The organism is Dorea hominis, from assembly GCF_014287705.1.
Classification (GTDB): Bacteria; Bacillota; Clostridia; order Lachnospirales; family Lachnospiraceae; genus Dorea_D; species Dorea_D hominis.
Map to the genome: position 1 here is coordinate 26,911 of NZ_JACOOY010000014.1, position 13,947 is coordinate 40,857.

Here is a 13,947-nt window from a genome sequence, read left to right on the forward strand (position 1 = left end):
TTTATTATATTGCATATGCTTTCATATGTCAATACTTTTTTGATATTTTTTCAAATTTTCTTTTTGATTTTTTCAAAGCTTCTCATTCTGGCTTTTTATAAACTATTATAAGCCCTTTTAAGACAGCTTTTATATGCTATAATAATGCCTTCTTGAACAGTTTTTTGTAAATATTGTAATCTTCTTCTTTGAATACATTAAATACAACCCGCTCCAGCTTCGAACCGGTCAGGAAACGGTCTGCTGTATCGACTGCGATCTCTGCTGCCAGTTTATTCGGAAAATGGAATTCTCCGGTTGATATACAGCAAAATACAATATTTTTCAGTCCTTCTTTTTCTGCCAGTTTCAGACAGCTTACATAGCAGGATTTTAATTCTTCTTTTTGTTTTTCTGTTACCTTGAGTCCGACGATCGGTCCTACTGTATGGATGACATGCGCCGCCGGGAGATTATAGCCCGGTGTGATCTTTGCTTTGCCGGTCGGCTCTTCGTGTCCCTGTTCTTCCATCAGCTCTGCACAGGCATTACGGAGCTGGATTCCTGCTGCCGAATGGATCGCATTATCTATGCAACCATGACATGGAACAAAACATCCGAGAAGCTGACTGTTTGCTGCATTAACGATTGCATCTGCCTGAAGTCTCGTAATATCACCGCGCCACAGGCTCATCCGATCTGCATTACGCACCTGCCCGATTCCGAATTCTTCTGCCGCCGTCGGCAGTTCTTCGACCTTTACAAGGCCTTTTTCCTGTGCTTCTTCTGTAAGCAGTTCATCCTGTAATTCCATATAACCATTTAAAGCCGGTCCTGGGAAACGGACATTCATCAGACTTCTTAAGAGTCTGCGTTTTCCCACAGAATCCACCGGTTCTGCAAGGGTATCGTAGCTTCTGTTTTCATTTTTTAAATATTGAATTAAACGGCTGACTTTTTCTTCTTTTGTCATGAATATCACTCCGTAAATATAGTCGTATCCCGGCGTATGCTTCATACAGCTGTTCATAGCTCGTCCTACAGTTTGCCGGGCTGGTGGACGGAAGCTGTATGATTTCCATTCCTGTCTGCGCTTCACAGTAGCGTCTGTATAACTGCGCTGCCTTTGTTCCGGTTGCATAAATCTGTTCGATTGGTGCATAATCCAGTATCCGGTGCATATCGTTTGGTGTCGGATTTTTTATAGAGGCATCATCCGCGCCGTGGATCTCGCATCCTGCCAGCACATCCCATATGGCAATTCCGTGCTTCAACGCAAGTGCTTTCTTCTCTTCGATCGTCTCCGGTATCGGCTCTTTACATACATCCGCAATGACTTTCCAGAATCGATTGCGCGGATGTCCGTAATAAAATCCATTTTCCCGCGATTTTGGAGACGGCATCGTCCCAAGCATTAATATTTTTGAATGGCTGTCAAATACCGGTTCAAACGCATGTGTAATGTATTCCGTTTCTTTTTTTGCTGCCATGATTGCTTCCCCTTTCGTACATTTACCACGGGGTCTTATCTTTTTTCTGCTAAAGCCCGGCTCTATTACCACCGATTTCTTATCTTATTCCACAAGCTGCCCTGTACATATTCATAAGCTCTGTCATACAGGAAAAACGTAATCTGTCCTGCTGCCACAACACCCGCAAACATCCATACCGGAAGCGTTCTTGCAAATAATAATTTCTGAAAAAACCAGATACCCGGAAGATACATAACATTAAATACCAGATACTTGACAATCCAGAAAGCCACTGACTGTCTGCGTATATTTTCTTTTTTGCGGATTTTGAAATATGCCCACTCGTTAAATAAAATATACAATCCCATTGCCGCGTAAGTAAGGATGTAAAATTTATTCGGTGTCACAAAAAAGCCAAGAATGAGTGCGCCCACATAAAATGCCAAACTCATCTTCGCTCCTGCCTCCCGATATACAATTCCAACAAAATACGATGCCCCGGCAAGAAGGAACAGCGTATTGCTTTCTATGATATTGCCCAGATACAGGCACACAATGGTCACTGCAAGCATCAGGCCTGCAAATGCCAGTTTTCGCGTTCTTACATGCATGTGCAAAGATCGCCTCCCATACATTCACACATAGTATCCGCAAGCCAGAGATCACAGCAAAAATTTCCGGTACTGCAAGTTCCCGCAGAGCCATAACCGCCACCGTACGGATTTGACTGATACTGTCTGCCGGCATAGCTTAACTGGTTCATAAGCTGACGATACTGTAAATTATTTGGTTCCATATTTACTGCTTTTGCTGCATGCTCCTGCGCAAGGACATTGTTTCCCATACCCGCATTCGCTGCCGCACTCAAATAATACCATTCTGCATTTCGATCTTCCATACGGTTCAGCAGGTTCAGTGCCTCCTGATAACGACGATTATTGATAAAATTATAAACTGCCTGACGCTCTACACTAGTCGTACCGCCCGCACCGCCATAGCCACTATTTCCATAGCTACCGCTTCCTGTAGTATAACTTCCGGCATTCCCATATCCGTAATGATAACCGCCACCATTTTCACGTTCTTTTACAATCGTGTCATACGCTTCCTGCACTTCTTTGAATTTCTCTTCTGCAAGATCCTTGAGCGGATTGTCTACATTCGCATCTGGATGGTACTTTCTTGAAAGTTCTCTGTATGCTTTTTTTATTTCGTCATCCGTGGCTTCCGGTGATACACCGAGTACGTCATATGGATTTTTGTTCATTTTCTAACCTCTTATTCTTTCCTGTCTTGTTGGTCTTCTGTTGTCTTCTTTTCTTTTTGCTTCTGAAGCTTTCTGTAACGCTTCCACACTCCATCATATAATATATTTCGTAAAATGTCTATGTCTACGAGCAGCGGGAGCTGTTCAAATGCCGCACTTGCTTCACCGAGCATCATGCAAAGCATATTCCGGCAGCGTTCTTCATAATCCGGCTCCCTACAGATATTTTTCAGTGGATTATAGCTGCCTTCTTTCAAATCATTATCCAAATCGTCATAAGCATCCATAATATAAATATATTTACCAAGGTAAAATCCCATGCATCTTAATTTTTCTGCCCAGTGATCTTCTCTATAGATAAAGATTTCTGCCATAAGCCTGCCAAAACATCCGGCCGGCTCATCAATCATCGTCGATCCGTTCTTCTCATAAATGCTTAAGTTCTGCAGTTCTTCTCTGATCACCCGGCACTGCCTTGGATATTTTTGAATTGCCTTTTGCACACGGCGTTTTAATGCCTTGCTCCCGATCAACGCAGAAGCTTTGTGCTCGTCCTCCCAGTCATCAACCAGGTGATAATATGCCAGGATCAGATTCATATCTGCTGCATATTCAGTAAATTCATTATTTAAAAATAATTGCTTTTTAAATGGATGAACCTTGCATCTGCCTCTGGTTACATCCGGCTCTTTCTCATACAAAGAAGTCAGTATAATGATCAAAAATGTCATATCGTAGGTCAGCGTAAGCTGTCCGAGATGCCCATAATCTCTCTTCAATTGCTGACAGAGTCCGCAGTAATACCCTTTATATTTATGAAATTCTTTTACTTTCAGCTCTGGTTCGTAAGCCGTTACATATCCAAACATTTCTTTTCTCCTGCTTATGCTGACTGGTATTATAACAGATTTTGTGGAAAGTGACTATATTTTCATTGTGAAAGTTTTATGTTCATGGTATAATCACAATACATTCGTACTAATTGCAAAGGAGTAACCCTGCGCAAAAAGGCGTTCAGAACGTAAGTGCATTTTCAATGCCGTTTAAAGAAAGGAGTCTTGTAACCCCTTTTTAAGCTAACTCTGCCTGACGCCATGTGCGTCAGGTTTTTTAGTGTAAAATTATGGAACATTTGAAAATGCTGATCGACAAACTGAAAAAAGAACAGGCGCTTACGAAAGAGGAATGGGTAGAGCTGATTGAGGGGCGAAATGCCGAACTTGCCGAATATCTCTTCGCACTTGCCCGCGAAGAACGGCACCACTATTACGATCACGACGTATACGTCCGGGGACTGATCGAATTTACCAATTATTGCAAAAACGACTGCCTTTACTGCGGTATACGAAAGAGTAATTCTAACGCAAAACGGTACCGTTTAAGCGAAGAGGACATTCTCTCCTGCTGCGGGACCGGTTATGAGCTTGGTTTCCGCACCTTTGTCCTGCAGGGCGGTGAGGATGGATTTTACACAGATGAGAAGCTGGTACACATCATTTCCCGGATCAAGGAATTATACCCTGACTGCGCACTGACGCTTTCCATCGGTGAAAAATCCCGTGAAAGCTATCAGGCTTATTATGACGCAGGTGCTGACCGCTACCTGCTCCGTCACGAGACTGCAAATGCTGCTCATTATGCAAAGTTGCATCCTGCTTCGCTAAGTGCCGCGAACCGTCAGCAATGTCTGTGGGATTTAAAAGACATTGGTTATCAGGTGGGAACCGGTTTTATGGTCGGTTCACCGTATCAGACAGCGGAACATCTGGCTGAGGATCTTCTATTTATTAAGAAGCTGAATCCACATATGATCGGCATCGGACCATTTATTCCACACCACGATACGCCATTTGCCGATGAAAAAGCCGGAACGCTGGAACTGACACTTTTTATGCTGGGACTTTTGAGACTGATGCTCCCGAAAGTGCTGCTTCCTGCCACAACAGCGCTTGGCACGATCCATCCGAAGGGACGGGAACTGGGGATCCAGGCAGGCGCCAATGTCGTAATGCCAAATCTGTCGCCGGTGAGTGTCCGCAAGGATTATTCACTGTACGATAACAAAATCTGTACCGGAGATGAAGCTGCAGAATGTCGTTTCTGTCTGGAACGTCGCATGAAATCTATCGGTTACAATATTGTCACTTCGAGAGGTGACTCGTTGAACATTTAACAACTTATTTTATGGAGGAACATATCATGTATGATGTAAATTCAAAATGCGCGGATGATTTTATCAACCACGAGGAAATCTTAGAAACACTTGCTTATGCAGATGAAAACAAAAACAACAAAGAACTGATCGAATCATTGATCAAAAAAGCTTCTTTAAGAAAGGGCTTATCTCACAAAGAAGCTTCTGTTCTGTTAGCCTGTCAGGATGACGAGCTGAATGAGAAAATCTTCCGGCTCGCCGAACAGATCAAAAAAGATTTTTACGGAAACCGTATTGTACTTTTTGCACCGTTATATTTATCCAACTACTGTATCAACGGCTGTACTTACTGTCCGTACCATATGAAAAACAAACACATTGCCAGAAAGCAGTTAACACAAGAAGAGATCCGCAGAGAAGTTATCGCACTGCAGGATATGGGGCACAAACGTTTGGCACTGGAAGCGGGTGAAGATCCTGTGCACAATACAATGGATTATTATCTGGAATCCATCAAAACGATTTACGATATCAAGCATAAAAACGGTGCAATCCGCCGTGTCAATATTAATATTGCCGCAACGACAGTCGATAACTACCGTCTGTTAAAAGAAGCCGGAATCGGTACTTACATTCTTTTCCAGGAGACTTATCACAAAGAAAGTTATCTGCAGTTACACCCGACAGGACCGAAACACGATTACAACTATCATACAGAAGCTATGGATCGTGCCATGGAAGGCGGTGTAGATGATGTTGGTATCGGTGTGCTCTTCGGACTGGATAAATACCGCTATGAATTTGCCGGACTTCTGATGCATGCAGAACATCTGGAAGCTGCATTCGGCGTTGGTCCGCACACGATCAGTGTGCCGCGACTGCGTGATGCAGATGATATTGATTCCAGCTCATTTACAAATGGAATCGATGATGATACATTTGCAAAAATTGTTGCATGTATCCGCATCTCGGTTCCGTACACAGGCATGATCATTTCCACACGTGAAGGAATGAACACCCGTGAACGTGTTCTTCACCTTGGTATTTCTCAGATCAGTGGTGGTTCCAAAACCAGCGTTGGTGGATATTGTGAACCGGAACCGGAAGATGCAAAATCCGAACAGTTTGATGTCGTTGACAACCGTACGCTGGACGAAGTCGTACAGTGGCTGATGCAGATGGATTATATCCCAAGTTTCTGCACTGCCTGTTACCGTGCCGGAAGAACCGGCGACCGCTTCATGTCTCTGTGCAAGAGTGGACAGATCCAGAACTGCTGCCACCCGAATGCACTTATGACACTGGAAGAGTACTTAATGGACTACGCTTCACCGGTAACGAAAGCAATCGGTGACAAGCTGATCGATAAGGAAGTGCTGAATGTTCCGAATGAGCAGGTACGCAAGACGGTACTGGAGAATTTAAAACTTATCCGCGAAGATAACCGCCGCGATTTTAGATTCTAAAAAAGGGGACGGGGCTTTTCTAGAAAATCCCCGTCCCCTTTTTTTACCTTTTGTTTATCCACAACTCATCCACACAATTTATCCACAGAAGGAGGATTTCTTTATGAGTATGAACAATACACCTTCCGCTGAGCGTGTACACATCGGGATATTCGGACGCAGGAATGCCGGGAAATCCAGTGTGATCAATGCCATGACCGGGCAGGATCTGGCGATTGTATCAGATGTAAAGGGAACGACCACTGATCCGGTTTTAAAGGCGATGGAGCTTCTTCCGCTTGGTCCGGTTGTCATGATTGACACACCGGGGCTTGATGACGAGGGCGAACTTGGAGCGCTCCGTGTGCAGAAGGCTTATCAGATATTGAATAAAACAGATATTGCTGTTCTTGTTATGGATGCCACTCTTGGTATGACACCGGAAGATGAGGCTATCTTAAAACGAATCCAGGCGAAAGAGATTCCATTTCTGCTTGTGTTTAATAAGACGGATCTGCTTACCAGTGATACGCAAATCCAAAATACAGACGGTTACAGAGTCACTTCCGCACCAAATACTTCCATAACAGCACTTCGAAGACAAACTGCTGAAAAATACGGTATCCAGGAAGATCTGATTTTTTTTGTCAGTGCCTCTGATATGGATCACATTTATGAATTGAAAGAAAAGATTGCTTCCCTTGCCCCGTCCGATGACAATGACCACCGGATCGTAGCAGATCTGATCCACCCCGGAGATTTTGTTGTGCTTGTCGTTCCGATCGATAAGGCCGCGCCAAAAGGCAGACTGATTCTCCCACAGCAGCAGACAATCCGGGATATTTTAGACTGTGGTGCTACGGCGATTGTTACAAGGGATTCCGAACTGGAAGAAACCCTAAAAAAACACGGGACAAGGCCTTCGCTTGTCATCACTGACAGCCAGGCATTTGCAAAAGTCTCCAAGCTGACACCTGCCGATATACCGCTTACTTCTTTTTCAATCTTATTTGCAAGATATAAAGGAAATCTGGATACGGTTGTACGCGGTGCCAGTGCACTTGATAAACTTTCAGACGGTGACCGTATCCTCATCTGTGAGGGTTGTACACACCACCGTCAGTGCGAAGATATCGGGACGGTAAAGCTTCCGAACTGGATTCGTGAATACACGGGGGAAAATGTGGAATTTGATTTCAAGAGCGGAACAGAATTTCCACCGGATGTGGATAAGTATCAATTAATTATCCACTGTGGTGGATGCACACTGAATGAGCGTGAAATGAAATATCGTCTGAAATGTGCAGAAGATGCCGGTGTACCGATCACAAACTACGGAACTGCAATTGCATATATGAAAGGAATTCTGAAGCGGAGTACGGCGATATTTTCCGAGGATCTGTAATTTCCTTGATACCGGGAGCTTTTCGCTCTTCATTATCATAGAAGAATCTTATTTACAGACTTTTCTTCACAGTCGAGGGATTAATATGACAGAAACTGTTTGAACTGTGTTAAAATATAATTTTCAAATTCTTCAGCACATTAACGACCGGTTATATTAATAATGCATACTATAAGAGCCTGAACTTTCTTAAGCTATTTCCATTATTTTATGGATTATCACTTTGAAGTCAGGCTCTTATTCCTTTTCTCAGTCCATTCCTTAATCCGAGAATCTCTATTCACTTATTACCTGCAGCAATCTTTCCCCTTGCCAATACTTACATATATTGGATGTGCCAAAAACCTATCTACTTATTACTTGCTGCAATCTTCACTTTGCTCCACAGATTGCTGATGATCTTCTTCGTCTTCTCATTGTATTCAAAGACTTCATCTTTTTTATTATCCGTTCTCGGAATATATGCGTCGATTCCTTCGAACTCGCCACCTTTGCCGTGTAAATCCTCCATAACCTTTTTGTTGGCAGATGTATAGCCAACATAGCTAGAGTTATCATATGCGCCGTCGTAATCACTTGCATAATTGATAAATGCATGCGCAAGTTCAACGTTTTTGGCATTTTTCGGAATAACCATCGCATCGGACCACTGATTTGTTCCGCTGTCTGGAAGATAGTATCCCATTTTCGGATTTTCCGCCATGACATAAGTTGCATCTCCGGAATAGATAAGTCCCAGCGCTTTTCTCGCCTGTGCCATATTATCGATGATCTCATCCGTCACGATCTCCGGCTTCATCGTTCCCACGCATTTCAGGAGCCACTGGTAAGCCTTATCAATCTCTCCCTGATCACTGGTATTCATCGAATATCCAAGTGACTTTAACGCCATCATGAAAGAATCTCTCTCTGAATCATACAGGTAAATATCTCCTTTGTATTTCTGATCCAGGAAAATGTTATAACCTTCTTTTTTCAAATCTTCTTCGGATACCTTTGTCTTGTCATAGACAATCCCGACAGTTCCCCAGAAATACGGAACCGAATATTCATTTTTCGGATCATATGGCAGTCCTTTGACCGCTTTATTCAGCTTATCCATACAGGTCAGCTTTGATTTATCCAGTTTTTGTAAATATCCTTCGGAAATCAGACGCTCAATCATATAATCACTCGGAACGAGAATATCATACGCTTCTTTATTTGCGACTTTGATGTACATCTGTTCATTGGAATCAAAGTTCTCCAGCATAACTTTCGCACCGGTTTCTTTTTCAAAGTCCTGAATGATATGTTCACCGACATATTCTCCCCAGTTATAAATCCTGAGTGTCTGTCCTTCAAACGGACGTTTGTTCTGTGCTCCACCGAACTGCGCAACACATATGACCGCAACCAGCGCCGCACAGACGGCTGTGACCGGTATCCACATTCTCCTTCTTCTGACTACATCTGTCTTCTTTCTTTTGCTTGCCAGCATTGGCATAATATTGATCACCAGAAGTACGATCGTAATAATCATAACAACAAGCGTAGAAATGGCGTTAATGCTCGGATTCACACGTTTGCTCATTGTATACACCATAATACTTAAGTTCTTTACACCTTGTCCGGTTACGAAATAAGAAATGATAAAATCATCTACGGACATGGTAAATGCAATCAGCGCTCCGGACACGATTCCCGGTGTGATCTGTGGCACAATAACTTTCGTCAGAGCCTGCCACGGTGTCGCCCCAAGGTCCATTGCCGCATCTGCCAGGTTCGGATCCAGTGAGCGGATCTTCGGCATCACGGAAAGCATGACATATGGGATACAGAATGCAATGTGCGCAAGCAGCATCGTCACATAGCCTTTTTCCACACGGAATGTGATAAATAACAGCATAAAGCCAATCGCTGTTACAATTTCCGGGTTCATAAGCGGCAGATTATTGACCTGATCCATCAGATCACGCACAACTTTTTTTGACTTACTTATTCCAATTGCAGAAATTGTTCCTACAATTGTGGAAATAATTGTAGCCAGCACCGCCACACTGAATGTTGTAGAGAGCGCCTCCATCATATCGCTGGAATCCAGCATATGCCGGTACCAGCGCAGTGAAAATCCGGTAAAGCTTGTCAGTGATTTTCCATCGTTAAATGAAAAAATAATCATATATAATATCGGAAGGTAGAAAAAGATGACTGAAAGTACCATCAAGATCTTCCCGATCCGTCGTTTCTTTTGTTTCATCTTTTATACCCCCTTTCCGCCCTGATTATGCTGCTCCACTTTCCGTACAGCCATCATCAGAAGCATCATAATAATCGCCATGATCATAGACACCGCACTTCCAAAATTCCACTCTCCGACTGTGATAAACTGGTTTTCGATCATATTTCCGATGAGGAAATACTGACCGCCTCCAAGCAGCTTCGGAATAAAGAACGAGCTGACTGCCGGAAGGAATACGAGCGTAATTCCATTAATTACTCCCGGCATGGAAAGTGGCAAAGTAATTCTGCGGAAAGTCTGTGCGGGACTGGCCCCGAGATCCGCACTCGCTTCGATCAGCGAATAATCCATCTTGCTTAAGGACGTCTGGATCTGCAGGATCATAAACGGAAGGAAGTTATATACCATACCGAGCAGTACGGCGCCCTCTGTATAGAGAAGCTCTACATTTCCAAGTCCGAAAAATCCAAGTATTTTCTGAAAAATACCACCGTTGCTCAGAAGTCCGATCCATGCGTATGTTCGCACAAGCATGTTGATCCACATCGGCAGTGTAATGCATAAAATCAATATATTCTGTACTTTTTCTGTGCTTCTTGCTATATAATATGCGATCGGATAGCCGAGAAGCAGACATAAAACGGTTGTCTTCACCGCAATCAGTATGGAACGCCAGAGGATTAATAAGAAATCCGGATCGGTAAAAAATTTGGCATAATGTTCCAGTGTGAACGAGAAAGAAATGATGCTGTTGCCTTGATTCATTACAGAATACAGTGCGATCAGTGCCATCGGAAGAACAAGCATCATCACTGCCCACACGATATACGGCCATGCAAGCTGCTGAAAACGTTTCATCTAGTACACCACCTTTGACATGACATGAATATCTTCCGGGAAGAATGTCAGGCCGACCTCCTGTCCTTCCTCCGAATAATCAGTCGTATGGATCTTAAATTCGCGACCGGTTGTTGAAAATGTGATCTGATATACACCTTCTGTCACTTCTTCCGGTTCAAAGTCATAATCTACACTGATGTCCACACTTTGATCTTCATCGCTTAACTTCCAGCCCTGTGCATTTGCCCATGTTTTCAGATCTGTATCCAATGCCTGTGAATCATTGATCTCATCTACTGTTTTGAAGAAGTTGAACGCCATAACCGCTTCATTTGCCTTTTCATTCTTAACGAACGGCTGGTTGACTACAAAGATTGTTCTCTCGATGCTTGTTCCATCTGCGGTTGTAAATGTAACCGGATACTGTCCTTCTTCTTTCTCCAGTTCGTATTCTACTTTTGCAATGGATATATAATCATCTGTCTCTACTTCCCATGCCTGCGCATTGGAGAACGCGATAATCTCTTTATCATCCATTTCTTCCACATCGTCAACATCAACATAGAAGTTGTTTGCACTGATTTTTTCTTTTCCGTCTTCACTTGTCACTTCGTGGTTGCGGATGACACGCATATTTACCGTAACGCTGGTCCCCGGAACTGTCTCCACCATGATTTCATAATGAACACCTTTGAACAGCACACTCAAAACTTCTCCGGTCATCTTACCGTCTTTTACATCTACAATATCAATATCTTCCGGACGGATGACAACGTCTACTTTTTCATTCTTCTTAAATCCATAATCCACGCAGTCAAATACAATATCATCAAACATGACTTTATAATCATCAATCATCGTTCCTGATAAAATGTTGCTTTCACCGATAAAGTTCGCTACGAAACGGTTTGCCGGTTCATTGTAAATATCCTGCGGCGAACCGATCTGCTGGATCTCACCATTTTTCATAACAACGATCTTATCCGACATCGTAAGTGCCTCTTCCTGATCATGTGTTACGAAAATAAAGGTGATACCGACCTCCTGCTGGATCCGTTTCAACTCATACTGCATCTCTTTTCTGAGTTTCAGGTCAAGCGCAGCAAGCGGCTCATCAAGAAGCAGCACTTTCGGCTCATTGACAAGCGCTCTTGCAATTGCAACACGCTGCTGCTGGCCTCCTGAAAGCAGTGTTGTATTCTTGTCTTCAAATCCTTCCAGTCCGATAAGCTTTAACATCTTCATGACTTTCTGGTCAATGATGTCTTTTCCGACTTTTTTTATCTTAAGCCCAAATGCAATATTTTCATAAACACTCAGATGTGGAAAGAGTGCGTATTTCTGAAACACCGTGTTCAGTTCCCGCTCATACGGCGGCTTATTACTGATCTCCTCGCCATCAAAAATCACACTTCCTTCGTCTGCTTCCAGGAATCCTCCCAGAATCCGAAGAAGTGTTGTCTTACCGCAGCCACTTGGCCCGAGCAGTGTTACAAATTCATTTTCATAAATGTCAAGATTGATTCCTTTTAACACAACCTGGCTGTCAAAACTTTTGACAATGTTGCGGAATTCAATGATCTTATTCTCTTCCATCTCACGTCTCCCTTCTATAATCTGTCAGCTATAATATCTCAGCCTTTTATCGTTCTCGTCTGTTTAAAACATCGGCGGGTTGGTGATCCACAATACTTTTGCTTCCCCGCTCCCATGATTATATAAATAATGGCTTCTGGAACCATCCATATAAAACGTTTCCTTCGCCTTTACTTTATATTTCTTCTTGCCACGCACAATTGTTATGCTGCCTTTTAATACATAGCCAAATTCTTCTCCCTGAAACGCCGACACTTCCCGGCTTTTCTGATGTGGCGCCAATGTTAAAATAATAGGCTCCATCTGGTTCTTTTGTGCATTAGGCACAATCCACTCAATCTGAAAACCTTCCTGTTCATCCACAAAAAAATCCTGCTGTCCGAATACAATCTGATGCTCTTCTTCCTCATGGAAAAAGTCTGACAGATTACTTCCAAGCGCTTCCAGAATATCTTCCAGCGTTGCGATACTCGGCGTTGTCAGATTTCTCTCCACCTGGGACAGAAAGCCTTTTGACAGCTCGCTTCTGGATGCCAGATCATTCAGCGTCAGGTCATTTTGCAAACGCAGTTCTTTCAATTTCTTTCCGATATCCACCCTATCACCTCCGAGATATATTTTCGTTCTGGAGTTTTCTATTACTATACTTTATGTTCAAAATTACCGAACAAAGTTTATTATACACGGTTACGGGAATATTTCAAGAGATTCACAGATTTTTTGAAGCCTGGTTCTAGTTTTTTTGGATATTTTTTCAAAAAAATTAAAACCTGTATTTCCCACCAGATGGCAACTTGCTGAAAACTGCATTATAATACAAGCAAGGACAGAACCCTAAAAATCAAGGCTCTGTCCTTCTTTTTTTCATCATTATCTAATATTTTCTTCTATCTTCCCATATGGAATATCGGGCTGATCTTCTTATAGATCAAAAATACGATCAACGATACCAGCACACCTTTTAACAGGTTAAATGGCACGATTGCAAAGATTACAAGCGTTGTAACGCTTGTAATGTGGCTGTTCACTGCTGTTCCCATGCCAACCAGTGCATCCATCGGCATCTGGAACGCTTTTGCATAAGCCGGTAATAATACGTATGCATTAAGGAAACATCCAAGGATTGTCATAAATAATGTTCCGCTAATCATACCAACGATAGCGCCTGTGCGGTTATGCTTTTTCTTGTAGATCAGACCTGCCGGTACCACAAATGCGCATCCGATCAGGAAGTTAGCAATCTCACCTACCCCTGCTGTCATGGTTCCATTTACCGCAAAGTTCAGAATGATCTTGATGAATTCAATCGTTGCTCCTGCCAGTGGTCCCATTGCAAAACATCCGACTAATACCGGAACTTCACTGAAATCGATCTCGTAAAAAGATGGTGCAAACGGAAGCGGAATCTCGAAAAGCATTAATACTAATGCAATTGCAGATAACATTCCAACCTGTGCCATTACACGGATCTTTGTCCTGTTCTTTGTCTGTGCTGCTGCCATTGTTTTTGTACTTGTACTCATATGTTGGTCTCCTTTAAAATACTTATATTTAGAAAGAAAACTTC

At 42.8% G+C, this 13,947-nt stretch carries 12 protein-coding genes and 1 pseudogene; 3 read left to right on the forward strand and 10 right to left on the reverse strand.

Annotation, left to right across the window (positions count from 1 at the left end):
- Positions 1-136 precede the first annotated feature (136 nt).
- The 5 genes from H8S07_RS10725 to H8S07_RS10745 form a co-directional block, all read right to left on the reverse strand.
- On the reverse strand, positions 137-952 hold the full coding sequence (locus tag H8S07_RS10725; RefSeq protein ID WP_118287934.1) for a protein-ADP-ribose hydrolase: 816 nt from the start codon (positions 950-952) through the stop codon (positions 137-139).
- On the reverse strand, positions 903-1,469 hold the full coding sequence (locus H8S07_RS10730) for a DNA-deoxyinosine glycosylase (protein WP_118287935.1): 567 nt from the start codon (positions 1,467-1,469) through the stop codon (positions 903-905). Before H8S07_RS10730 ends, H8S07_RS10725 begins: the two co-directional genes overlap by 50 nt.
- A gap of 65 nt (positions 1,470-1,534) precedes the next feature.
- Positions 1,535-2,062, reverse strand: coding sequence for a hypothetical protein (locus H8S07_RS10735; protein WP_118287936.1), 528 nt, complete (start codon positions 2,060-2,062; stop codon positions 1,535-1,537).
- Complete coding sequence (locus H8S07_RS10740) at positions 2,053-2,718, reverse strand: J domain-containing protein (protein WP_118287937.1); 666 nt, start codon at positions 2,716-2,718, stop codon at positions 2,053-2,055. The genes H8S07_RS10735 and H8S07_RS10740 overlap by 10 nt, the downstream gene beginning before the upstream one ends.
- 11 nt (positions 2,719-2,729) lie before the next feature.
- A complete protein-coding gene (locus H8S07_RS10745) occupies positions 2,730-3,587 on the reverse strand; it encodes a DUF5685 family protein (protein WP_118287938.1) in 858 nt (285 codons plus the stop codon).
- Positions 3,588-3,841: 254 nt separating this feature from the next.
- Here H8S07_RS10745 and hydE point away from each other — a divergent pair, with 254 nt between their 5' ends.
- The 3 genes from hydE to hydF all read left to right on the forward strand — a co-directional run bounded on the left by hydE (position 3,842) and on the right by hydF (position 7,723).
- Positions 3,842-4,891: a [FeFe] hydrogenase H-cluster radical SAM maturase HydE gene (gene hydE / locus H8S07_RS10750; RefSeq protein ID WP_118287939.1), complete on the forward strand. Its 1,050-nt coding sequence runs from the start codon at positions 3,842-3,844 to the stop codon at positions 4,889-4,891.
- A 26-nt stretch (positions 4,892-4,917) separates the two neighbouring features.
- Positions 4,918-6,339: a [FeFe] hydrogenase H-cluster radical SAM maturase HydG gene (gene hydG / locus H8S07_RS10755; protein ID WP_118287940.1), complete on the forward strand. Its 1,422-nt coding sequence runs from the start codon at positions 4,918-4,920 to the stop codon at positions 6,337-6,339.
- Positions 6,340-6,442: 103 nt separating this feature from the next.
- Positions 6,443-7,723 (forward strand): [FeFe] hydrogenase H-cluster maturation GTPase HydF, encoded by a 1,281-nt coding sequence (gene hydF / locus H8S07_RS10760; protein WP_186856001.1) that lies wholly within the window; start codon positions 6,443-6,445, stop codon positions 7,721-7,723.
- Between the two features lie 349 nt (positions 7,724-8,072).
- Here the strand turns inward: hydF and H8S07_RS10765 are convergent, their stop codons facing one another.
- From H8S07_RS10765 to H8S07_RS10785, 5 genes and pseudogenes are all read right to left on the reverse strand, one after another.
- The gene (locus H8S07_RS10765) at positions 8,073-9,962 is read right to left on the reverse strand and encodes an extracellular solute-binding protein (RefSeq protein ID WP_118287942.1); all 1,890 of its coding nucleotides are present in this window, start codon (positions 9,960-9,962) and stop codon (positions 8,073-8,075) included.
- A 3-nt stretch (positions 9,963-9,965) separates the two neighbouring features.
- A complete protein-coding gene (locus H8S07_RS10770; protein ID WP_118287943.1) occupies positions 9,966-10,802 on the reverse strand; it encodes an ABC transporter permease in 837 nt (278 codons plus the stop codon).
- Positions 10,803-11,300: 498 nt separating this feature from the next.
- Positions 11,301-12,380: pseudogene (locus H8S07_RS14785) on the reverse strand (ABC transporter ATP-binding protein); the annotation flags it as partial.
- Positions 12,381-12,443: 63 nt separating this feature from the next.
- Complete coding sequence (locus H8S07_RS10780; RefSeq protein WP_021860344.1) at positions 12,444-12,977, reverse strand: helix-turn-helix domain-containing protein; 534 nt, start codon at positions 12,975-12,977, stop codon at positions 12,444-12,446.
- Between the two features lie 290 nt (positions 12,978-13,267).
- The gene (locus H8S07_RS10785) at positions 13,268-13,903 is read right to left on the reverse strand and encodes an ECF transporter S component (protein WP_021860774.1); all 636 of its coding nucleotides are present in this window, start codon (positions 13,901-13,903) and stop codon (positions 13,268-13,270) included.
- Positions 13,904-13,947 lie beyond the last annotated feature (44 nt).